Source organism: Methylorubrum rhodinum (assembly GCF_014199935.1).
Lineage (GTDB): Bacteria > Pseudomonadota > Alphaproteobacteria > Rhizobiales > Beijerinckiaceae > Methylobacterium > Methylobacterium rhodinum.
The window spans coordinates 138,016-159,057 of sequence record NZ_JACHOP010000007.1 but is presented as its reverse complement, the minus strand read 5'-3'; the positions used below and the strand labels follow the sequence as shown (position 1 = coordinate 159,057).

General features: G+C 71.2%; 19 protein-coding genes. 10 read left to right on the top strand and 9 right to left on the bottom strand.

The window, feature by feature from the left end:
- Window positions 1–117 precede the first annotated feature (117 nt).
- The gene (mutS, locus tag HNR00_RS11135; protein WP_183569202.1) at window positions 118–2,880 is read left to right on the top strand and encodes a DNA mismatch repair protein MutS; all 2,763 of its coding nucleotides are present in this window, start codon (window positions 118–120) and stop codon (window positions 2,878–2,880) included.
- Between the two features lie 92 nt (window positions 2,881–2,972).
- The gene (locus tag HNR00_RS11130) at window positions 2,973–4,562 is read left to right on the top strand and encodes an FAD-binding oxidoreductase (protein ID WP_210306418.1); all 1,590 of its coding nucleotides are present in this window, start codon (window positions 2,973–2,975) and stop codon (window positions 4,560–4,562) included.
- Here HNR00_RS11130 and HNR00_RS11125 read toward each other — a convergent pair.
- Entirely contained in the window at window positions 4,512–4,985 is a 474-nt protein-coding gene (locus HNR00_RS11125) for a response regulator (RefSeq protein WP_183569198.1), read from the bottom strand. The two genes, HNR00_RS11130 and HNR00_RS11125, sit on opposite strands and share 51 nt — an antisense overlap.
- Window positions 4,986–5,020: 35 nt before the next feature.
- Entirely contained in the window at window positions 5,021–6,139 is a 1,119-nt protein-coding gene (locus HNR00_RS11120; protein ID WP_183569196.1) for a histidine kinase dimerization/phosphoacceptor domain -containing protein, read from the bottom strand.
- Between the two features lie 284 nt (window positions 6,140–6,423).
- On the opposite strand from HNR00_RS11120, the gene HNR00_RS11115 reads away from it, so the two are divergent.
- From HNR00_RS11115 to HNR00_RS11105, 3 genes are all read left to right on the top strand, one after another.
- A complete protein-coding gene (locus HNR00_RS11115; protein ID WP_183569194.1) occupies window positions 6,424–7,758 on the top strand; it encodes an AmpG family muropeptide MFS transporter in 1,335 nt (444 codons plus the stop codon).
- A gap of 214 nt (window positions 7,759–7,972) precedes the next feature.
- Window positions 7,973–8,899, top strand: a complete 927-nt coding sequence (locus tag HNR00_RS11110; RefSeq protein ID WP_183569192.1) for an EcsC family protein — start codon at window positions 7,973–7,975, stop codon at window positions 8,897–8,899.
- 109 nt (window positions 8,900–9,008) lie between these two features.
- Window positions 9,009–9,599 carry a chlorite dismutase family protein gene (locus HNR00_RS11105; protein WP_376770372.1) on the top strand — a complete coding sequence of 197 codons (591 nt, stop codon included), beginning with the start codon at window positions 9,009–9,011 and terminating at the stop codon, window positions 9,597–9,599.
- A gap of 25 nt (window positions 9,600–9,624) precedes the next feature.
- On the opposite strand, the gene HNR00_RS11100 is transcribed toward HNR00_RS11105, so the two are convergent.
- Window positions 9,625–9,960 carry a cupin domain-containing protein gene (locus HNR00_RS11100; protein ID WP_183569190.1) on the bottom strand — a complete coding sequence of 112 codons (336 nt, stop codon included), beginning with the start codon at window positions 9,958–9,960 and terminating at the stop codon, window positions 9,625–9,627.
- A 41-nt stretch (window positions 9,961–10,001) separates the two neighbouring features.
- On the bottom strand, window positions 10,002–11,198 hold the full coding sequence (locus tag HNR00_RS11095; RefSeq protein WP_183569188.1) for a hypothetical protein: 1,197 nt from the start codon (window positions 11,196–11,198) through the stop codon (window positions 10,002–10,004).
- Between the two features lie 79 nt (window positions 11,199–11,277).
- Between HNR00_RS11095 and HNR00_RS11090 the strand changes: the two genes are divergently transcribed.
- From HNR00_RS11090 to der, 3 genes are all read left to right on the top strand, one after another.
- A complete protein-coding gene (locus HNR00_RS11090; protein WP_183569185.1) occupies window positions 11,278–11,883 on the top strand; it encodes an NnrU family protein in 606 nt (201 codons plus the stop codon).
- Window positions 11,884–12,102: 219 nt separating this feature from the next.
- A complete protein-coding gene (locus HNR00_RS11085) occupies window positions 12,103–12,816 on the top strand; it encodes a tetratricopeptide repeat protein (RefSeq protein ID WP_183569183.1) in 714 nt (237 codons plus the stop codon).
- A gap of 195 nt (window positions 12,817–13,011) precedes the next feature.
- Complete coding sequence (gene der, locus HNR00_RS11080) at window positions 13,012–14,355, top strand: ribosome biogenesis GTPase Der (RefSeq protein ID WP_183569181.1); 1,344 nt, start codon at window positions 13,012–13,014, stop codon at window positions 14,353–14,355.
- Window positions 14,356–14,499: 144 nt separating this feature from the next.
- Here der and HNR00_RS11075 read toward each other — a convergent pair whose 3' ends face one another.
- Both HNR00_RS11075 and HNR00_RS25795 read right to left on the bottom strand, forming a co-directional pair.
- Entirely contained in the window at window positions 14,500–15,057 is a 558-nt protein-coding gene (locus HNR00_RS11075; RefSeq protein WP_183569179.1) for a hypothetical protein, read from the bottom strand.
- A gap of 163 nt (window positions 15,058–15,220) precedes the next feature.
- Complete coding sequence (locus HNR00_RS25795; RefSeq protein WP_183569178.1) at window positions 15,221–15,694, bottom strand: hypothetical protein; 474 nt, start codon at window positions 15,692–15,694, stop codon at window positions 15,221–15,223.
- 858 nt (window positions 15,695–16,552) lie between these two features.
- Here HNR00_RS25795 and HNR00_RS11065 point away from each other — a divergent pair.
- Entirely contained in the window at window positions 16,553–18,052 is a 1,500-nt protein-coding gene (locus tag HNR00_RS11065; protein ID WP_183569175.1) for an outer membrane protein, read from the top strand.
- Between the two features lie 37 nt (window positions 18,053–18,089).
- Here the strand turns inward: HNR00_RS11065 and HNR00_RS11060 are convergent, their stop codons facing one another.
- Window positions 18,090–19,214 (bottom strand): carboxylate-amine ligase, encoded by a 1,125-nt coding sequence (locus HNR00_RS11060; protein ID WP_183569173.1) that lies wholly within the window; start codon window positions 19,212–19,214, stop codon window positions 18,090–18,092.
- Between the two features lie 107 nt (window positions 19,215–19,321).
- On the opposite strand from HNR00_RS11060, the gene HNR00_RS11055 reads away from it, so the two are divergent.
- The gene (locus tag HNR00_RS11055) at window positions 19,322–19,705 is read left to right on the top strand and encodes a nuclear transport factor 2 family protein (protein ID WP_183569171.1); all 384 of its coding nucleotides are present in this window, start codon (window positions 19,322–19,324) and stop codon (window positions 19,703–19,705) included.
- Between the two features lie 9 nt (window positions 19,706–19,714).
- On the opposite strand, the gene HNR00_RS11050 is transcribed toward HNR00_RS11055, so the two are convergent.
- Both HNR00_RS11050 and HNR00_RS11045 read right to left on the bottom strand, forming a co-directional pair.
- Entirely contained in the window at window positions 19,715–20,125 is a 411-nt protein-coding gene (locus HNR00_RS11050; RefSeq protein ID WP_183569168.1) for a dihydrofolate reductase, read from the bottom strand.
- 171 nt (window positions 20,126–20,296) lie between these two features.
- The gene (locus tag HNR00_RS11045) at window positions 20,297–21,040 is read right to left on the bottom strand and encodes an SDR family NAD(P)-dependent oxidoreductase (protein ID WP_183569166.1); all 744 of its coding nucleotides are present in this window, start codon (window positions 21,038–21,040) and stop codon (window positions 20,297–20,299) included.
- Window positions 21,041–21,042 lie beyond the last annotated feature (2 nt).

Below are 21,042 nucleotides of genomic sequence, written 5' to 3'. Positions count from 1 at the left end.
GCTTTTTCGTGGCGACGGCCCTCGCCTTGCACCGCCTGGGGAGAGCGCACACTTGTCCACGATGTTCGCTCTCCGTCTCCGGTGCCGCGGTGGGGCGGGGCTGCTAGCCTCTCCTCCATGCGTTCCAGTTCAGCCCGTCCCCAAGTCTCTCGTTCCCTTGCCCTCGAACGTCGCGCGAGCCCGGCGGATTCGGTGACCTCCTCGCCTCTCGATATCCCCGGCGCCACGCCGATGATGGCGCAGTACATCGAGATCAAGGCCGCCAATCCGGACTGCCTGCTGTTCTACCGGATGGGCGACTTCTACGAGCTGTTCTTCGAGGACGCCGAGATCGCCTCGCGCGCGCTCGGCATCGTGCTGACCAAGCGCGGCAAGCATGGCGGCGCCGACATCCCCATGTGCGGCGTGCCGGTGGAGCGCTCCGACGACTACCTTCACCGCCTGATCGCGCTCGGCCACCGCGTCGCCGTCTGCCAGCAGACCGAGGACCCGGCCGAGGCCAAGAAGCGCGGCCCGAAATCCGTGGTGCGGCGCGAGGTGACCCGCCTCGTCACGCCGGGCACGCTGACCGAGGATCGCCTGCTCGATCCGGCCCGCGCCAACCTGCTGCTCGCTATCGGCCGCCGCAAGGTCTCGGAGAGCCGCGAAGCCTACGGCCTTGCCGCCATCGACATCTCGACAGGGCGGTTTTCATTGAGCGAAGTGGACGGCACGGAGCTGGCCGCTTCCATCGCCCGGCACGAGCCGCGGGAGATCGTGCTGTCGGAGGCGATCCACGCCGACCCGGCTCTCGCCCGGCTCTGGCGCGACACGTCCGCCGCGGTGGTGCCGCTGGCGGCGGCCGAACTGGAGCCGGCCTCGGCGGAGCGGCGCATCCGCGAGCAGTTCGGCGTCAAGACGCTCGACGGCTTCGGCTCATTCAGCCGCGCCGAAATCGCGGCGGCGGGCGCGGCACTCCTCTACATCGAGCGCACGCAGTTCGGCGCCAAGGTGCCGCTCTCGGCCCCCTCCCGCGAGGCCTCGGGCGCCACGCTCGCCATCGACGCGGCGACGCGGGCCAATCTCGAACTCACCCGCACGCTGTCCGGCGAGCGCAAGGGCAGCCTGCTGGATGCCATCGACCGCACGGTGTCGGCGGGCGGCGCGCGGCTGCTCGCCGAACACCTCGCCGGCCCGCTGACCGACCTGAAGAAGATCGGGCGGCGGCACGATGCGGTGAACTTCCTCGTGCAGGACGGCTCGCTGCGTGCCCACCTGCGCGACGCGCTCAAGGCCGCGCCCGACCTCGCCCGCGCCCTGTCGCGCCTCGGCCTCGGCCGCGCCGGTCCGCGCGACCTCGCCGCGCTCCGCGGCGGATTGGACGCGGCGCTCGCCATCGCCGAGGGGCTTTCCGGTGCCGACCTGCCCGAGGGCATCGCCCACCTCGTGCGCCGCCTCGACGCCGCCGACCGGGCGTTGGCCGCCGAACTCGGCGCGGCACTCGCCGACGACCTGCCGCTCAACCGCCGCGACGGCAACTTCGTGCGCGCCGGCTACCATGCCGAGATCGACGAGGCCCGCCTGCTCGGCCAGGATTCCCGAAAGGTCGTCGCGGCTTTGCAGGCGCGCTATGCCGAGGCCACCGGCTGCCGCACGCTCCGGATCAAGCACAACAACGTGCTCGGCTACTACATCGAGGTGCCGCAGGCGGTGGGCGAGTCCTGCCTCAAGGGGCTCATGAAAGAGTTCGTGCATCGCCAGACCATGGTCGATGCCATGCGCTTCACCAGCGTCGAGTTGGGCGAGCTGGAATCGAAGATCGCGGGCGCTTCCGACCGGGTGCTGGCGCTGGAAGCGCAAGTCTTCGACGCCTTGAGCCAGCGGGTGATGGCGCAGGCGGACACCATCGCCGACATCGCCGACGCGCTCTCGGCGCTCGACGTGGCGGCAAGCCACGCCGAACTCGCGGTGGAACTCGACTGGACCCGGCCCCGCCTCGACGACAGCCTCGCCTTCGCCGTTGAGGGCGGGCGCCATCCGGTGGTGGAGGCGGCGCTCCGCAAGGCGGGCGAGGCCTTCATCGCCAATGCCTGCGACCTCTCGGGGAACGAGGCGGGACGCATCCGCCTCGTCACCGGCCCGAACATGGGCGGCAAGTCGACCTTCCTGCGCCAGAACGCGCTGGTCGCCGTGCTCGCCCAGATGGGCGCCTTCGTGCCGGCCCGCGCCGCTCATCTCGGCGTGGTCGATCGCCTGTTCTCCCGCGTCGGCGCGGCCGACGACCTCGCGCGGGGGCATTCGACCTTCATGGTCGAGATGGTCGAGACCGCCGCGATCCTGAATCAGGCGACGCGCCGTTCCCTCGTCGTCCTCGACGAGATCGGGCGCGGCACCGCGACCTTCGACGGGCTCTCCATCGCCTGGGCCTGCCTGGAGCACCTGCACGAGAGGAACGGCTGCCGGGCGCTGTTCGCCACCCATTTCCACGAGCTGACCGCGCTCGCCAAGCGCCTGCCGCGCCTCGACAACGCCACCCTGAAGGTCGCCGAGCACCGCGGCGACGTGGTGTTCCTGCACGAGGTCGTGCCGGGCGTGGCCGAGCGCTCCTACGGCTTGCAGGTCGCCCGCCTCGCCGGCCTGCCGGCGAGCGTGGTGGCGCGGGCCGGCACCATCCTCAAGGGGCTCGAATCGTCCGAGCGCGAGCGCCCCTCGCGGGCCCGCATCGACGACCTGCCGCTGTTTGCCAGCCTCACCGAGATCACCCCACCCCCGCCGGAGCCCGTCGCGCCTGCGCCCGACGATACGCTGGGCGAACTGCTCGACACGATCGACCCCGACAGCCTGACGCCGCGGGAGGCGCTCGACGCGCTGTACCGGCTGAAGGCGGAGCGGGCGCGGTAGGGGCGTCGGCTCGGCTCTGTACGCAACCGTTAACCGCCCGTGAGGAATCCTCGGCCAAAGCTGCGCCTGACAAGCACAGGATGCACGGGGCCATGGCACGCGAACTGCGGTCGTCTCGCCGGAATTTCCTCGTCGGCCTCGGCGGGTTCGCTGCGGCGGCCAAGCTCATGCCGGGCTCGGCGCTCGCGTTCGAGGCGGGCGCGTGCCCGCCGCCCTCGGCTTGGAGCGATCTCGCGCGGGCGGTGAAGGGCGGCGTGCTGCGGCCGGAGGACCCGTTCTTCGCCGACATCTGTCGCCCGAACAACCTGCGCTACGGCGCGACCCTGCCGGCCTGCATCGCCCGCTGCGCCAGCGCACGGGACGTCCAGGCCTGCATCGCCTGGGTGAAGCGGCAGAACATGCCCTTCGCCGTCCGCTCCGGCGGGCACAACTATGCAGGCTTCTCGACCACGCCCGGATTGCTCATCGACATGTCGCGCATGGCGGGCGTGACACCGGTGGCCGGCAGCGACGGCCTCGTCACGGTGCAGGGCGGCACGCTGAACCTGCTGGCCTACAAGCAGATGGAGCGGATGGGCCGCACCATCACCCACGGCCGCTGCGACACGGTCGGGGCCGCGGGCTTCCTGCTCGGCGGCGGCATCGGCTTCAACATGCGCAAGTTCGGCGTCGGCGCCGACCTCATGCGCGCGACCGAACTCGTCACCGCCGACGGCCACCTCGTGAGGGCGGATGCCGGGACCGACGCCTCGCTCTACTGGGCCTGCCGCGGCGGCGGCGGCGGGAATTTCGGCATCAACACCGCCTTCACCCTGGAGACTCGGCCCGTCGATGCGGTGACGGTGTTCAACCTGACCTGGACCAGGGACCTGCCGAAGGTCCTGAAGCTCCTGCTGACCGAGCTCGCGAGCGCCCCCGACGATTTCGGCTCCAAGATCGCCGTCACCATCCCGAGCCGGCAGGAGGGCTGCGATCGGGCGCCGCTCACCCTGTCGATCCTCGGCCAGCTCCACGGCTCGGACACGTCCCTGAAGGACATCTTCAAGTCCACCTGGGAGCTGCGCGATCAGGATCAGTCGCAGATCAAGGCGGACGTGCCGTACTGGCAGGGTCAGGACTTTCTGACCGAGACGACGTTCCCGTACTACTATCAGGAGAAGTCGAGCTACATGCGGGCCGCGTCGATCGACGACGAGGCCATCGCGGCGATGTTCGACTGGGCGGGCAGGATGCCGGCCACCTCCATGCCGGTGAGCTTCAAGTTCTTTCAGGTGGGCGGCGCCATCGACCGCGTCGGCCGCACCGAGACGGCCTATGTCCACCGCGGTGCCGACTGGCTGTTCACCGTCGAGGCCAATTGGTGGAGCCCGACCGATTCCACCCTGCAGGTCACGCAGGCGCTCGACTGGCAGCAGCGCTTCACCGACGACGTCAACCGCCGCACCGGTGCGGTCGGCGCCTTCCAGAACTTTTCCGATCCGTCGCTCGCCGACTGGCAGGGCGCCTATTACGGCGAGAACCTCGCCCGGCTGGCCGAGGTGAAGCGGGCGGTCGATCCGGGGATGCTGTTCACCTTCGCGCAGGCGATCCGCCCGGCCGAGACGCCTGCGCGCCGCAACCCGTCCTCGGCCCTACCCGGCGGCGCCCGGCGCGAGGCGGAAGCCGTCGAGCGTCTCCCCTGACGGCATCGCGCCGCCCCCCTGCCCGGAGCGGCAGCGGGCGACGTAGTCCAGCGCGCTCGCCACCGTGCGCTCCGAATAGGGCTTGGCGATCACGCCCACGGCGCCGGCGAAGTCCGGCGGGATGCGCTTGGCGTTGGCCGTCATGAACACAACCGTGGTGCGCGGGTCGGCGCTGAGCGCACGGGCGACCTCGATTCCGGTCGGGCCGTCGGTCAGGTGGATGTCCACGAGCGCCACGTCCGGCGCGGTGCTCCGGCCGAGGGCGATGGCTTCCGCGGAGGCCGAAGCCACGCCGACGCTGACGTGGCCGAGGTCTTCCAACAGGCATTCGAGTTCGAGGGCGATCAGCACCTCGTCCTCGACCACGAGGATGCGCAGGGCCTCGCCCGGTGCGGGGCCGGCGTCGGGCCTTACCTGGGGCATCCCGATGTCCCTCTGACTTTCCGCGAAACGACCGGTCACGGCGCGCCCTCGGCCGTCAGCGGCACGCGGATCGCGACGCGGGTGCCCGGCGCTGCGTCCGACCATGCGATCGTGCCGCGCAACTGCCGCACCACCATCTCGACCAGCATCCGCCCGAACCCCGCCGGGTTCGGTTGTCCCGCCGACAGGCCGATCCCGTCGTCCTCGACGACGAGCTCCAAGATTTCGGTTTTGATGGTCTCGGACGCGCGCCGCGCGCTCACCCGCACCCGGCCGGCTTGCGCGCCGGGGAAGGCGTGGCGCAGCGCGTTGCCGGCGAGTTCGTGCAGCATCAGGGCGAGCGGCGCCGCCATGGCGGCAGGCAGCGCCAGCGCCTCCACCTCGGTCTCGACCCGCGCGGTGCCCGGCCCGTACCCGGCGGCGAGGTCGGCGATCAGGTCGTCGGCGAACTCGCGGAAATCGAAGCGGGCGACGTCGCCCTCCGAGTAGAGCATGCGGTGGGCGGTCGAGAGCGCGCCGATGCGGTCGGCCATCGCCTGGAGCGCGTCGCGGGCCTCGCCCGGCGGCGTGCGGCGGGCCTTGAGCAGCATCAGCGAGGAGATCACCTGAAGGTTGTTCTTGACCCGGTGATCGACCTCGTGGAGCAGCGCCGTCTTCTGCTCCAGGGCGAAGCGCAGGTCGGCGGTGCGCTCGCCCACCTCCCGCTCCAGCGCACCGTAGGCGTCGCGCATGGCGGCCTCCAGGCGGTGCGTGTGGGTCATGTCGGCCTGGGCCGAGAAGAAGTAGAGGATCGCGCCCTCGGCATCCCGCACCGGGCTCACCGTCATGCCGTTCCAGAACGGCGTTCCGTCCTTGCGGTAGTTCAGCAACTCACACTCGAACGCGCGGCCCTGCACGATCGCCTGCCGCAGGCCGTCGAGCGTCGCCCGGTCGGTGAGCGGGCCCTGGAGCCGGCGGCAATTGTGGCCGTAGAGTTCCTCGCGGGCATAGCCCGTCAGCGCCAGGAAGGCGCCGTTGACCCACACGATCGGGTTGTCGGCCCGGCGCGGGTCGGTCACGACCATCGGCGTCGGGCTCGCCTCGAAGGCGGCCGCGAAGACGTCGACGGTGAAACCGGGCGGAAACACCGTCGCCTCTGTCGAAAAGCCCGTCATCCTCACGCCAACGCAGGCGCACCGCCCCACGCGCGGCACGCGACCCCAAGGGACGGGGACCCCGCCCGGAACCGTCGACCCGCGGCTGCGACGAGCCCGTGCCGTTCCCGTTCCGCGGCGGAGTTCTCGCTTCCGTCAATCCCGGCTTACGCCTAGGAGGGGCCGAGAGTTCCAAAGTCGCGAGGACACCGCAAGGGGCGCAGGCCATCGGGCTGTGGCCGGCGGCCCCGAGGCTGCCGCGATTTCTGCGCAGTAGGGCCTCGGAACCTTGAAGAGGGCGGGCGATGGCGGCAGCGAAGGGCCGGAGGGGCTTGCGGCCCCGCGACGTGCTGGAGGACCCGCGCCTGCTCCTGATGCTGGCGCTCGGCTTCGGCTGCGGCCTGCCGATCCTGCTGGTGTTCTCGACGCTGTCGGCGTGGCTCGCCACCGCGGGCATCCAGCGCACCAGCATCGGGCTCCTGTCCTACGTCTCCTTCGCCTACTCGCTGAAGTTCGTCTGGGCCCCGGTGATCGACCGGCTCGACCTGCCGCTGCTGTCGCGGCTCCTCGGGCGGCGGCGCTCGTGGATGCTGCTGTCGCAGGTCGCGGTGGCGGGCGGCCTCGTCGCCATGAGCTTCGGCGCGCCCTCGGACGACCTGTTCTACATCGTCGTCTGCGCGCTCGTGACCGCCTTCGCCTCGGCGACGCAGGACATCGTCGTCGACGGCTGGCGCATCGATGCGGCCCCGACCGAGCGCCAGGGGCTGATGCTCGGCAGCTACCAGCTCGGCTACGCCATCGCCCGCGCCTTCGCCGGCGCCGGCGCCCTCTACATCGCGCAAGGGTACGGCTGGCAGATGGCCTACGAGGCCATGGCGCTCTTGATGCTCGTCGGCATCGCCGGGTGCCTGTTCGCCCCGCGTCAGGACCCGGCGGACGCAAGCGCGGAGCCGCGCGGGGTCGCCGAGACCCTGCGGGTCGCCGTGGTCGAGCCGTTCGGCGACCTGATCCGGCGGAAGGGTCCGCGGCTGATCCTGATCCTGTCGCTGATCATGCTCTACCGCCTGCCCGACATCATCTCCGGGGTGATGGCCCAGCCGTTCTACATCGAGCAGGGCTTCTCGCTGGTCGAGATCGCCAACGTCACCAAGGTCTACGGCGTGATCATCGGCCTCGTCGGGGCGCTCGCCGGGGGCTGGGCGGTGATGCGCTTCGGCATCCAGGCCTCGCTTCTGTTCGGCGGCATCGTCGCGGCGGGCTCGAACCTGATGTTCGCGTGGCTCGCCGTCAGCGGCCACGACACCGAGATCTTCATCGCCAGCATCTCGATCGACAACTTTTCCGGCGCCTTCGCCGGCACGGCGCTGATCGCCTACATGTCGGGGCTGACCTCGCCGGCCTTCGTGGCGACGCAGTACGCGCTGCTCTCCTCGCTCTACGCGCTGCCCGGAAAATTCATCGGCGGCTTCTCCGGCTACATGGTGGACGGGCTCGGCTACCCGTCCTTCTTCGTCGCCTCGGCGCTGATCGGCATTCCGGTGGCGCTGCTCTGCATCGCGCTGGCGGCCCTCGGCGAGGGGCGGGAGGAGGGGGAGGCCGGTCCTGTGCCGGAAGAGGAAGCCGTGGCGGCCAAGGCGTGAAAAGTGCTCATTGCCGTATTCCGGGCGCGAAGAGCGCCCCGCAGAGCGGGCCTCGGCGCCAGCCAAGGCGTCTAGCGGAGCGAGAAGCCAAGGCCGCGGACGCGGCCGCCGGCGTTTGAGGCATGCAAGGAACAGGGCGGTCGTCAGACCGTCCTGGAACCATCACAGGGGCCTCCGTTTTGCTCCTGCCTACGCGTTCGAGGAGATCGAAGACGTGAACCAGATCGCGCTGAGCGGCGAGACCCTTCCGGTTCCGGTCGCGCCCGCCGCCCTGCCGCCGCTCTCCGCCGCCGACCGCGCGGCGCTTCGCCGGGCGGTGGATGTGCTGGAGCGGCCGGGGCTCGCGGCCCGGCTCTCGGCCGCCGCCGGGGCGCCGCTCGACCTGATCGGCCGGGCCCTGCCCGCGCCCGTCACCGAGGCGGTCGGCCGCTCGACCGAGGCCGCGATGCGCACGGCCCTGCGGATTGCGCTCGCCACCCTGCCGGACAAGGCGGTCGCGCCCGCGGGCTCGGCGGTGGAGCGGATCGAGGAGGGGGCGGGGCGCGGACTCGGCCGCCTCGTCGGCTCCAGCGAGACCCGCCACAAGGCGTTGGCCGCATTCTCCGGCGCGCTCGGCGGCGCCTTCGGGCTGGCCACCGTGGCGATCGAGCTGCCGCTCTCGACCACGATCATGCTGCGCTCCATCGCCGAGATCGCCCGCGAGGAGGGCGAGGATCTGAGCGACCCGGAAGGCGCGCTCGCCTGCGTGCAGGTCTTCGCGCTCGGCGGGCGCAACGGGCCCGAGACGACGCTCTCCGAGAGCGGCTACTTCGCCGTCCGCGCGGCGCTCGCCAAGACCATGTCGGAGGCGACCCGCTACGCCGCCCACCGCTCGCTGCTCGACGCGGGCGCGCCGCCCCTGGTGCGATTGACCGCGCAGATCGCCTCGCGCTTCGGGATCGTGGTCTCGCAGAAGGTCGCGGCCCAGGCCGTGCCGATCATCGGGGCGCTCGGGGGGGCTGCGGTCAACACCGCCTTCATGGACCATTTCCAGGGCATGGCGCGCGCCCACTTCACGGTGCGCCGCCTGGAGCGCGCCTACGACAAGGAGACGGTGCGGGCGGCCTATCTGGAAGAGAAGGCGGCGCTGGGGATCGCTTGAGCCCGCGTCCTGGGGGACGCTCGACCGGGGATCGGCCCGGGCGACCGCCGGGCACGGATCATGCTAAATCGTTTTCCTGATCGGCGGTGGGCCGAGCGGGAGACTGTGCGTGCCGTCACCGTTGCAGATCGCCTTCCGGGCCGGCGCCACGGGAGCTTGGCGGATCGACCGGATCGCGCCGGTGATCGGGGAAAGCCTCGCCCCGGCCGAACGTCTCGCCGTGACGGACGGCTCGGGCGCCGCGGAGCCCGGCACCCTCTGGAGCCTGCGCGGCACGACCAGCAACACCCGATACGCGACGCGCACCGAGGTGCGGACCCTGGCGAGCCGGCAGGAGGGCCTGGGTCGGCCCACGGCGTCCCGCGCGGCGCTGATCCCGATCCGCAAGACCGACACGTGGTGGAGTCTGGCTCAGGACGAGCGCCGAGTGATCTTCGAGGAGCAGTCCCGCCATATCCGGATCGGGCTCGACACCCTGCCCGGCGTGGCGCGACGCCTGCACCATTCCCGCGAACTCGGCGAGCCCTTCGATTTCCTGACCTGGTTCGAGTACGCCCCCGAGCACGCGGACGCCTTCGAGACCATGGTCGCGCGGCTTCGAGACACGCCCGAATGGCGCTACGTCGACCGCGAGGTCGACATCCGGCTGATCCGGGCGGATGCGTCCGAGGCAAGCGGCGATCCCGTCACCGCTCCGTAAGCCGGAGCGACGCCGCCGCGTCGGCTCACGGCACGGAAGCAGGGGGCAGGTTGGTCTCGACCAGCACCGTCTCGGTCTCGAACGAAGCGGCATGCCACGTGCCGGCAGGGAAGTGGAACAGACTGCCCGCCGCGAAGGCCACCCAGCCCTGTTCGGTCTCCAGCATGCCCGAACCTTCGATCACCTGCACGAACTGCGCGTGATCGTGGCTGTGACGCGGCGCTTCCGTCCCGGCGGGAACTTCGACCCGCACGAGGCTCGCGCCTTTGTTCGCCCCTTGCCCCTCCAGACTGCGCTTGGCCACGCCCGAGGCGCTCCGCGTCTCCGGCAGATCGGTCCAGGGCAGGCAGTGGCGGGTCATCGCGGGCTCCGAGTTCGCCCGCGAGGTAGGCGCCGGCTCCGTCAGGGCCAGACCTTGATGGCGACGGGCCGGCGCACGAGGTCGCGATCCGAGGTGATCGTGCAGCCCTCCACCTTCAGCGTCGCGTAGGTGAGCAGCGCCCGCTCGCCGACATCGTCGAAGTTGCGGCCCTTGGCGTCGGGGTCGAGCAGCGACGGGTAGGCGATGAGGCGCGGACCCGCCTTGCCGCCCACCTTGCACGGGTCGTCGTAGAGCGTGGCGCCGGCCATGAGCAGGCGGGGCACGTCCCAGGTCAGGAGATCGCGGGACGTCGTCCAGTAGAAGCCGGATTCGGCAAACACGCCGCCCTTGGCCGCCATGAACACCGCGATCCACGCCCCCGTGCCGCGCTGGCGCACCAGCGCCCCGACCGGGCCGGGGAACGGCCCGACCGGGCCGCAGGTGTCGGCCAGCTTCACCGCCTTGCGATACGGGTCCGGGAAGGCCGCGGTGAAGCCGGTGCCGGTCCAGGCGCGCCAGCGGGCCGGATCGGCGGGATCGTCCGAGCGGAACAGGCAGACGCCCGCCGGCTGGTCGCTGCCGGGCCGGTCCCAGCCGGTGGTGGAGGCCAAAAAGTAGCGCCAGCGCCCGTCGCCGACGATGTTGGAGGGATTGAAGAAGCCCCGATGCCGGCCCTGCTCCTCCTCCTGCCGGAACGGCGCCCCCGCCACCACCGCGGGCGGGTTCTTCCGCGCGAAGCTGGCGCCGCCGTCCAGCGAGGCGGCGGCGGTGATCGTGTTGTACCAGCACTCGATGTAGACCTTGGAGCGGCAGCGCCCCTCGTGCTCGTTGGCCTGGAACTCGTGGTGGACCAAAGCCGCGACGCGGGCGCCGTCCTCGGTCCAGGTGGCGGTGATCCACGAGCGGTCGTCGTAGAGCGCCGGATCGCTTTTGCCGCCTGAATCGAGCACCACCCGGCAATCGATCTTGAGGCTGTCGAGGTCGGGCCCCCGCAGGGCCCGGTTGCGGTAGTGCAGGCCGAACATCGCGATCCCGCCCGACGCGTCGCGGAAGGCGCGGGCGGGAGCGTCGGGCACGTCGGCGCCGTCGCAGGCGTCGCGGGTCGCCGAAAAGATCGGGCGTTCGGGGCCCGTCAAGGTCAGCGCCGAGAGCGGCGGCTCAACGGCGCTCACCCCGAGCGGCACGAGGCCGCACGACGCCGCCAGCAGCACGGTGAGGGAGCGGAGCAGCCTGGACATCCCATCAGGATTGCGTTTTGAACCGTTACAGGAAGCTTGTCCGGATCGTCCGGCGCAGGCGCCGTCCACAGGCCGCCCCATGCTCGTTCTGATCCTCGGCCTCGTGCTGTTCCTCGGCACGCACGCCTTCTCGATGGCGCGGGGGAAGCGCGCCGAGGTGATCGGGCGCGTGGGCGAGCAGCGGTACAAGCTCGGCTACACCCTGCTCTCGGCGCTCGGCCTCGCGCTCACCGCCTACGGCTACGGGCTGTACCGGCAGGAGGGGATGATCCCGGTCTGGTCGCCGCCGGTCTTCACCCGCCACCTCGCGGTGCTGCTGACCTTGTTCGCCTTCATCAGCTTCGCGGCCACCTACCTGCCCGGCCACATCCGCACCCGGCTGAAGCACCCGATGCTGCTCGGCGTGAAGATCTGGGCGACCGCGCATCTCCTGGCCAACGGCGATCTCGGCTCGATGCTGCTGTTCGGCGCCTTCCTGGCCTGGGCGGTCGCCGCCCGCATCAGCGCCAAGCGCCGCCCGCTCACGGCAGGGCAGGTGGCCGCGCAGCACGGCGGGCAGGCGGCGCCCGCCGGTTGGCGCAACGACGCCATTGCGGTGGCGGTCGGCGTGGTGGCGTGGTTCGTGTTCGGAAAATACCTGCACCCGCTGCTGATCGGCGTCGCGGCCTGGCCGGGGCAGGCGTGAGTCCGTATTCCGGGCGCGAAGAGCGCCACGCGCAGCGGCCTCGGCTGTGCCGAGGCGTCTAGCCAAGCGAGCAGCCAAAGCCGCGGACGCGGCTGCCGGCGCTTGAGGCAGGGACTTAAAGACCAAAAAATTTCGCCAAACCCCGGGGCCTGTGCTAGGCGCGGGCCGAACGACGACAGGCGAGGCGAGCGCGGCCCGCGAGGGACGCACGGATTTGAGATGGCCGAGAACAACGAGTTCTTCCGCGAGGTCGACGAGGATTACCGCCGCGACCGGTTCATCCAGATCTGGAAGCGCTACAACGCGCTGATCATCGCGGGCGCGATCCTGCTGGTCGCCGGCGTCGGCGGCTGGAACTACTGGCGCCACGCCGAACTCGTGCGCGCCGAGGCGACGTCCGAGCGGTTCGACCGGGCCAACCGCCTCGCCAAGGACGGCAACACGGCGGAGGCCGAGCGCGACTTCGCGGCGATCCAGACCGACGGCCCGGCGGGCTACGCCCTTCTCGCCCGCTTCCGCAACGCCGCCGAGGTGGCCAAGCGCGACGCCGCCGCGGGTGCGGCCGCCTACGACGCGCTCGCCGCCGACAAGGGCGCGGGCGATGCGCTGCGCGACCTCGCCCGCCTGCGCGCCGCCCTGCTGCGCCTCGACGGGACGGATCAGGCCGCCGCGCTGACGCAGCTTCAGGGCATGGCCACGCCCACCGGCACCTTCCGCCACACCGCCCGCGAGATGCTGGGCCTCACCGCGCTCCGCAAGGGCGACATGGACGGCGCCGGCCGCTGGTTCGACCAGATCGCGGGCGACACCGACACCCCGCAGGGCCTGCGCCAGCGCGTCGAGATCTACGCCGCGCTCGTGGCCGGCGGGCCGGTCACGGTCACCGAAGCCAAGCCCGAGAACGCCGCGCCCCCGCCGCCGATCACCCGCTGACATCCACCGCACGTCATTGCGTGGCGAGGCGTAGACGATCCAGGGCGCGTCCTCTCCGGACAGGGCGCGCCCTGGATCGCGTCGCTCTCGCTCACGATGGCAGGCATCCTTTCCGGGCGTGTTCCCCCGCACCGGAATGCCCTATCCTCACGAAGACCAGCGCGTCCCCCCGGCCGCGCCGAAAGACAGACTCCCATGGACCTGCCGACCGTCGCGATCGTCGGACGCCCGAACGTCGGCAAGTCGACCCTGTTCAACCGGCTCGTCGGCCGCAAGCTCGCGCTGGTGGACGACCGCCCCGGCGTGACCCGCGACCGGCGCGAGGGCGACGGCTCGATCGGCGACGTCGCCTTCCGCATCATCGACACCGCCGGCCTCGAACAGGCCGACGCCGACTCGCTCTTGGGCCGCATGCGGGCGCAGACCGAGGCCGCGATCCTCGAATCCGACGCGGTGCTGTTCGTCATCGACGCCCGCGCCGGCGTGCTGCCCGCCGACCGGCCCTTCGCCGAACTCGTGCGCCGGGCCGGCATCCCGGTGATCCTCATCGCCAACAAGGCCGAGGGCGGGGCCGGGATGGCCGGCGCCTACGAGGCGTTCTCGTTGGGCTTGGGCGATCCGATCCCCTTCTCCGCCGAGCACGGCGAGGGCCTCGGCTCTCTGCAGGACGCGCTGCGCGAGGTGCTGCCCGAACCCGACGAGGAGGACGAGGAAGAAGGCGAGGGCGGCAAGGGCCTGCGCGTCGCCATCGTCGGCCGCCCCAACGCCGGCAAGTCGACGCTGATCAACCGCATGATCGGCGAGGACCGCCTGCTCGTCGGACCCGAGGCCGGCATCACCCGCGATTCGATCTCGCTGGACTGGGAGTGGCGCGGCCGCAAGATCAAGCTGCACGACACCGCCGGCATGCGCCGGCGCGCCCGCATCGACGACAAGCTCGAGAAGCTCGCGGTCTCGGACGGCCTGCGCGCCGTGCGCTTCGCCGAGGTGGTGGTCGTGCTCTTGGACGCCACCATCCCGTTCGAGAAGCAGGACCTCACCATCGTCGATCTCGTCGAGAGCGAGGGGCGCTCCCTCGTGATCGGCCTCAACAAGTGGGACCTCGTGGCCGACCAGCCCGGCCTGCTCAAGACCCTGCGCGAGGACTGCACCCGCCTGCTGCCGCAGGTGCGCGGCGTCTCGGTGGTGTCGCTGTCGGGGCTCGGCGGCGAGGGCATCGACCGGCTGATGCAGGCGGTGGTCGACGCCTCCGAGGTGTGGAGCCGCCGCGTCTCGACCGCGCGGATCAACGCGTGGCTCACCGACGCGCTCCAGCGCAACCCGCCGCCCGCGGTGTCGGGCCGGCGCATCAAGATCCGCTACGGCACCCAGGTGAAGAGCCGCCCGCCGCACTTCGCCCTGTTCGGCAACCAGCTCGACGCCCTGCCGAAATCCTACACCCGCTACCTCGTCAACGGCATCCGCGAGGCCTTCGACCTGCCCGGCACGCCGATCCGGCTGTCGCTGCGGACGACGAAGAACCCGTTCGAGAAGGGCTGAGGCGCGCGCACGGCTGGCGATGCGGGAGCCGCTCTCGCTCGTCCGGCAGGAGCCGCGAGGACGCGACGGCGCGATGTACCGGCATCCCCGCCGACGGTTGGGCAGGCTGCTGCGGAAGTCGCATTTTTGCGGTTCCAGGGAGGATCAGTAGCCGCCGCCGCCGGCACCGCCCGCCCCGCCTCGGCCGCCGCCGACCCCGGCGCCGCCGCCGCCGCCCCGGCCGCCGCCGGGACCGCCGCCGGCCCGGCCGCCCTGGCCGCCCTGGCCGCCGTCGATGCTGGCGCCGTCCTGGCCGTCGCCGCCCCTCCGGCCGCTGTCGCCCCGACCGCTGTCGCCTCGGCGACCGGGACGGCCGGCATCGATGGACACGAAGAGCTCGATGCAGTCGGACGGGCGGAAATCGCTGGAGCCGCGGTCGCGCCCATCGGTCTTGAGCAGGGTGATGCAGTAATCCGTCAGACCGGAATTGTCGTCGCTCGCGCGGGAGACGCGGCTCCGCTCCCGGCGATCCTCCGCGGCGAGTTCGCGCCCGGACTTGCCGCCGCGACCGCCCGGCAGGCCCGGCAGGCCGGCCCCGTCGCTCTGTCCGGCCAGCCGCAAGGCGGGATCGGCGCCCGGCGCGAGAACCGGGAAGGCGAAGGCCGACAGGCCTGCGAGCGTCGTGAAGCCGAGCGCTACGGAGGGGATAAGAATCGTTTTCATCGGTCTGGACCTCGGTGGAGGATCGGTGTCCCGGTTCACGTCCGGGCGTCAATCGCAACGATCCCGTCGTGCGTCCCGCTCAGGGCCGGAGCGGTCGGAAGGCCGTTTCTCGAGGCACTGCGAAGGGCCGGGAGCGTCTCGCGACGCCCCGGCCCCATCTCGCTCAGAAGGCGCTGCCGCCGCGACCGCCGGAGCCGCCCACGCCACCGTAGCTGCCGGCCCCGCCGCCGCCGCCGGCGCCGCCGCGACCGCCATTCACCGCAGAGCCGCCGCCGCCGCCCGAGCCGCCCGTGCCGCCGTAATAGCCTTCGCCGCCACTGCCGCCGCGACCGCCCCTGGAGCCGTAGCCGACCGCGGACCCGCCGCCGCCGCCGCCGCCGCCGTAGCCGCCGTAGACGCCGGCACCGCCGCGACCGCCGCCGCCGCCGCGACCGCCGTAGCCGCCCGACCCGCCGTCACCGCCGCCGCCGCCGTAACCCTTGTATCCCATCCCGCCGGCGCCGCCGCCGCCGCCACGGCCGCCGTAATAGCCTTCGCCGCCGTAGCCGCCGGCACCGCCGCGCCCCGTTTGCGCGGAGGCCGCTGTCGCGCCCAACAGGGCGAGGGCCGAGATGATCGTGATCACTGTCGCCTTCATGGTGATCTCCTGTCCGATGCTGACTGATGCCTTAAGCGTTTGTTCTCGCTCCCCTCGACACGACTTCGAGTCGAAAAGATCGGGGCCCACGATTCTTGCCTTCGCGGCAAGGCCCGGGGATATGCGACACCTGATGCCGAGTCAGATATTCTCCGGCACGCCCGACTTACCGGCTTCCGCCTGGTTCGCCTGTGTTGTCACGCACGCCGTGAATGCTGTCTGAATGGCGAGTCTGATCCTTATTCATTGTTTTTTGCACGTTAGGGCATTGCGATATGGAAATCAAACTAGTTGCATATGGTTCATTCGACAAAAAATAACCTCGTGCCGATTGGTACTTTCTGAATATTCACCCCGGCGCCACGAAGAGCGCGGCGTCAGGCGCGGGATAAAAATCATGCATGGCGGCCCAAACCGGCAGAAAAAATCAATCGTCCCCTCTGTAGAGAGGCGACCGGGCCGGGACTGATCACCGCCTCATCGCCGCGGTTTGGCCACAATTTCGCCCCGATGCCACGACGGCGAAGAATTCTACTTCTTCGCTGCCATCGGGTCGAATGCTTGAGGCAACGGCAATACCGAAATGTTCGGATTCACGATCTTCTGCTTTCGCGATGCCAGTTTTGCCCATTCGGCCCGAAAGGACAGTCCGCGATCCCACGCAACCCACCTTACATACGCATTTCCGGATCTTTCGCGGCTCGCAGCCATTCAGGAAGTCTCTTCGCCCGGTGCGCGGCGCAGTATCCAAAATGCCTCAGGGCGGGCGAAAACTTCCGCGTCGGCGCGCTGCCCGGCCCAAGCTCGGCCGTTCGGGTGTATCCTCGCCGGATCGAATCAACGGGAAGAGCCATCGCCATGCGACGTCGCCTGTCGGGCGCCATCGGAATCGTCGGAAGCTTGGCTTTCGCATCCGCCGCGGGCGCCGCGGATCTGCCGGCGCGGGCGGCACCGCCGCCCGTCTTCGCCGTGCTGGACTGGACCGGCTTCTACGTCGGCGCCCATATCGGCACCGTGATCGATCGGGGCTCGGGGGGCACCGTCGCGAGCGGCGACGGCGGCCTGTTCCCGTCGCCGAACTTCGGCGGGCGCGGCGGCCGCACCGGCAACGCGATCGGCACCCTCGACGGCCGCGATCTCTTCACCGGGGGGCATGCCGGCTACAACTGGCAGACCGGCGGGCTGGTGCTCGGCGTCGAGGGCGACGTGAGCAGCCTGGGCCGGATCGACGACATCGTGGCGAGCGGGCGCGCGCGCCTCGGCTTCGGCACACCGCAATTCCTGATCTACGGCACGGCGGGCGTTGCCTACCTGTCCCAGAGCGGGGGTCGCGCCGGAGTGTTCGTGGGCGGCAACGGCGGCAACGGAGGCAATGGCGGCGCCGTCCCGGGCCTCGGCGGCGACGCGGGCCAGGGCGGCAACGGCTTCGGCACGCTCTCGATTCCCGCGGCGGGCGGCGACCGGGTCGGCTTCGTTGGCGGCGCCGGGTTCGAGGCGCGGCTCTCGCCCCAGGTCGGCGCCGGCATCGAGGCGCTGTACCACGTCTTCGACGGCGCGCCGCTCGGCGGCGGCCTCGCCCGCGACTTTCTCACCGTGCGCGGGCGGCTCACCTTCCATCTCACGCCCGCCGGCCTGCCCGCGCCGGCGCTCGCCGTCGGCGACCGCTGGGGCGGCGCCTACGCGGGCGGCCATTTCGGCGCGGTCCACGGCCTCTCGGCCAACGCGATCGATCGCGTCGCCCTCGCTCCGGGCGAGGCCGGCGAGACGGGCATCCGCGGGATCGACGGCGGCGGCGGCGGCGGCGGCGCGGTCGCCTTCGCGGGCCTGCGCCGGAAGCCCTCCGTTATCGGCGGCGTGCATCTCGGCTACAACTGGCAGGCGGGCAATTGGGTCTATGGCGGCGAGGCCGATGCGAGCTTCGCCGACAACGCCACGTTCGAGACCCTCGGCACGGTCCGCGGCCGCCTCGGCTTCCTGAGCGCGGGCATCCTGTTCTACGGAACCGCCGGCGTCGCCATCGACCGCAATGCCGGCATCCGCACGATCTTCGCCGAGAACGGCGGCCCGGGGGGCGACGGCGGCGCGGTCCTCGCTCCGCCCGGAGGCGCCGGCGGCGCGGGAGGCCGGACCTTCGTCCTGCGCAACGGCGATACGCAGGTCGGCTTCGTGGTCGGCGGCGGCCTCGAAGCGCGGATCACCGAGCGCCTGACCGCGGGCGCCGAGGCCCTGTACTACGATCTCGGCAACGCGCGCCCGGTGGCCCTTCCGGCGACGGCGGGACGGTTCTTCACCGCCGGCAGCGGCACCGAGGCCTTCGTGCTGCGCACCCGCCTGTCCTACAGCTTCACGTCGCCGTAGCGCCGGCTCCCGGAGCCGGCCGCTTGCCTCGGGCGGTTCACCCCGCCCGCGTCGTCTCGGCCAGCCAATCCACCACCGCGTCGAGCGCCTGGCGGTTGCTGGTGTCGCCGCCCCGGGTCGCCTCGAAGGCGGCGATCTGGCGCTCGGCGCTGGTGCCCTCGGTCACGATCCGGCGGGCATCGGCGACCTCCGCCGCGCAGCCGAGCGCCTCGGCATCCTCGGCGATCAGCGAGAGCAGCGTGTCGAGGGCTTGCCCGAAGGGAAAGGCCTCCTCCGAGGTCTCGTCGATCAGCTCGGCCTCGGTGCCGCTGCGCTGCGCCCGCCACAGGTTTTCCGCCGCGATCGCCCGCGACACGCCCGTCAGCCCGGCGTTGATGTCCGGGCGCCGCTCGACGAGGCGCACGAGGCAGCGGAACAGGGCCGCGATCACGAGGGCGTCGGACAGCCGCGTGCACGAATCGGCGATGCGCAGCTCCAGCGTCGGAAACTTGATTGAGGGGCGCAGCGACCACCACAGGAAGCTGGCATCCTGGATCGAGCCGGCCTTGGTCATGATGCGCACGTAGCGCTCGTAAGATCCGGCATCGCCCATCAGCTCGGGCAGGCCGGTGCGGGGGAGTTCGCCGAAGGCGCTGAGGCGATAGGCCGAGAGCCCCGTCGGCTTGCCCTGCCAGAACGGCGAGGAGGCCGAGAGCGCGAACAGCAGCGGCTGGAACGGCAGCAGCCGGTCCATCAGCCCGACCCGGGCGTCCGGGTCCTTCACCTCGACATGGACATGCATGCCGCAGATCAGGCTGCGCCGCCCGGCCAAGCCGACATCGCGCAGGATGCCGCGGTAGCGGTCGCCCTTGGTCGGCAGCTGGCGCGCCCAGTCGGCGATGGGGTGGGTGCCCGCGGCGAAGACGAGGAGGCCGTGCCCGTGCCCGATCTCGGCGAGTTCCTGGCGCTGCTTCAAGAGCGCGTCGCGGGCATCCGCGAACGCGGTCGAGGGCGGGGTGCAGACCTCGATCTGGCACTGGAGCAGTTCGCGCCCGATCTCCGGCAACCGCTCGCCCGCCTCGACGTGGAATGGCTTGACCGAGCGCCGCGGCGTGCCCCGCGTTTCCGCATCGGCGAGGAAATACTCCTCCTCGATTCCGAACCGGTACGCGTGCGCGCTCATCCGCCGTCTCCGAACCATGGCCGCGGACCGCGCGGGTGCCTTTATATGGTTCAGGAGACGCGAGCGTTCCCTCCGGCTCGTCCACGACCGCTCACACAGGAAGCCGCATGACCGACCTCGCGCGCAACAAGGCGAATGTGATCGCCTTCTACGAACTGATGTTCAACGCGTGTCGCCCGCGCGAGGCGATCGAGCGTTACGCGGGCGCCGACTACATCCAGCACAACCCGCACGTCGCCACCGGCAAGGACGGCTTCATCGCCTATTTCGAGCGGATGGCCCGTGAATGGCCGGGCAAGCGGGTCGAGGTGAAGCGGGCGGTGGCCGAGGGCGACCTCGTCGTGCTGCATTGCCGCCAGCACTGGCCCGGCGACCACGACTACGCGGCCATCGACATCTTCCGCCTCGACGCGGACGGCCGCATCGTCGAGCACTGGGACGTACTGCAGATCCTGCCGGAAGATTCCGCCAACCCGAACGGGATGTTCTGAGCGGCTGGATTACCCCTGCCGCAACGCCCCGCCCACCAGCCAAGCCGGATCGAACCACCGATCCGCCTCACCGTCATAGGGCAGCCGCGTGATGTCCCAGTGCTGGATGTACCGCGCATAGACGTTCCACACCGCGATCCCGCCGCCAACGAAGATGCGCCGGCCCGGATACCGCTTCAGCACGTCTTCCGGGTCCTCGTGCGAGCGGATCACGTCGATGGTGCGGTCCTTGAAGGCGAATTCCGGCACCGAGGCCACCGTCTTGGGGCCGGCGATCAGCACGTGGCCCATGGTCAGCGCGAAGAACCGCGTCACGTCCTCCACGAACAGCGGATCGGTGTTGCCCTCCCAGGGCAATTGCCCGTCGAGGCCGAGCTGGCCCCGCTGGCCGATGGCGCAGATGCAGCGGACGTCGATCATTCAAAACCTCGAAGTGAAACCACAGGACGATGATCCCGCATCATCGTCCTCTGCCCGCGCGACGGCGGTCTTCCGCCGGACGCGGCGGTTTCGGTCGAAGACCGGGACCGACGCAACAAAGAAAGAACGGGCTCCGCCCGAATCCCGCCGGGGCCTTGGCCCCGGACCCCGTTACTCGGGGGCGCGGAAGCTCAGGACCCGGTCGCTGGGGAAATCGTAGAGGCGGCCGGTCTCGTTCCATGAGGGCGACGAGAGGCGTACGAAGTGCGGCGCCAGTTCTTCCGGCGTGCGCAAGCCGTCCGGGTCCTCGCCCGGCATGGCCGAGCGGCGCATCGCCGTGCGCAGGGGGCCGGGATTGAGCAGCATCGCCCGGATCGGGCTCGTCTCGGTCTCGGAGGCGTAGGTGCGCACCATCGCCTCCAGCGCCGCCTTGGTCACCGCGTAGGGCCCCCAATAGGCCCGCGCCTTGTGCGCCGCGCCCGAGGTCACGAACACGGCCCGGCCGGCGTCCGACTGGCGCAGCAGCGGGTCGAGCGAGCGCAGGAGCCGCCAGTTGGCCGTCACGTTCACGTCGAGCGTCTGCTGCCACACCTTCGGGGTGACGTGGGCGAGCGGCATCAGGGCGCCGAGCACACCCGCATTGCCGATCAGGATGTCGAGCTTCCCGAAGCGCTCGTTGAGCGCCGCGCCGAGCCGGTCGATCGCGTCGAAATCCGTGAGGTTCAGCGGCACCAGCGTCGCGGAGGAGCCGACCGCCCGGATCGCGTCGTCGAGTTCCTCCAGCGCCCCCTGCGTGCGGGCCACCGCCACGACATGCGCGCCGGCCTCCGCGAGAGCTAGCGCCGCCGCCCGGCCGATGCCGCGCGAGGCGCCGGTGACGACGGCGATACGGCCGTCGAGGGTCTTGTCGGCCATGG

Bases quoted from the DNA above. Each gene is read 5' to 3' on its own strand.
- HNR00_RS11085 (WP_183569183.1), top strand. From the start codon at position 12,103: ATGGCCGAGAACAACGAGTTCTTCCGCGAGGTCGACGAGGATTACCGC.
- HNR00_RS11045 (WP_183569166.1), bottom strand. From the start codon at position 21,040: ATGGCCGACAAGACCCTCGACGGCCGTATCGCCGTCGTCACCGGCGCC.
- HNR00_RS11100 (WP_183569190.1), bottom strand. From the start codon at position 9,960: ATGACCCGCCACTGCCTGCCCTGGACCGATCTGCCGGAGACGCGGAGC.
- HNR00_RS11095 (WP_183569188.1), bottom strand. From the start codon at position 11,198: ATGTCCAGGCTGCTCCGCTCCCTCACCGTGCTGCTGGCGGCGTCGTGC.
- HNR00_RS11120 (WP_183569196.1), bottom strand. From the start codon at position 6,139: ATGACGGGCTTTTCGACAGAGGCGACGGTGTTTCCGCCCGGTTTCACC.
- HNR00_RS11090 (WP_183569185.1), top strand. From the start codon at position 11,278: ATGCTCGTTCTGATCCTCGGCCTCGTGCTGTTCCTCGGCACGCACGCC.
- HNR00_RS25795 (WP_183569178.1), bottom strand. From the start codon at position 15,694: ATGAAGGCGACAGTGATCACGATCATCTCGGCCCTCGCCCTGTTGGGC.
- HNR00_RS11060 (WP_183569173.1), bottom strand. From the start codon at position 19,214: ATGAGCGCGCACGCGTACCGGTTCGGAATCGAGGAGGAGTATTTCCTC.
- HNR00_RS11055 (WP_183569171.1), top strand. From the start codon at position 19,322: ATGACCGACCTCGCGCGCAACAAGGCGAATGTGATCGCCTTCTACGAA.
- HNR00_RS11115 (WP_183569194.1), top strand. From the start codon at position 6,424: ATGGCGGCAGCGAAGGGCCGGAGGGGCTTGCGGCCCCGCGACGTGCTG.
- HNR00_RS11050 (WP_183569168.1), bottom strand. From the start codon at position 20,125: ATGATCGACGTCCGCTGCATCTGCGCCATCGGCCAGCGGGGCCAGCTC.
- HNR00_RS11130 (WP_210306418.1), top strand. From the start codon at position 2,973: ATGGCACGCGAACTGCGGTCGTCTCGCCGGAATTTCCTCGTCGGCCTC.
- HNR00_RS11125 (WP_183569198.1), bottom strand. From the start codon at position 4,985: ATGCCCCAGGTAAGGCCCGACGCCGGCCCCGCACCGGGCGAGGCCCTG.
- HNR00_RS11075 (WP_183569179.1), bottom strand. From the start codon at position 15,057: ATGAAAACGATTCTTATCCCCTCCGTAGCGCTCGGCTTCACGACGCTC.
- der (WP_183569181.1), top strand. From the start codon at position 13,012: ATGGACCTGCCGACCGTCGCGATCGTCGGACGCCCGAACGTCGGCAAG.
- mutS (WP_183569202.1), top strand. From the start codon at position 118: ATGCGTTCCAGTTCAGCCCGTCCCCAAGTCTCTCGTTCCCTTGCCCTC.
- HNR00_RS11065 (WP_183569175.1), top strand. From the start codon at position 16,553: ATGCGACGTCGCCTGTCGGGCGCCATCGGAATCGTCGGAAGCTTGGCT.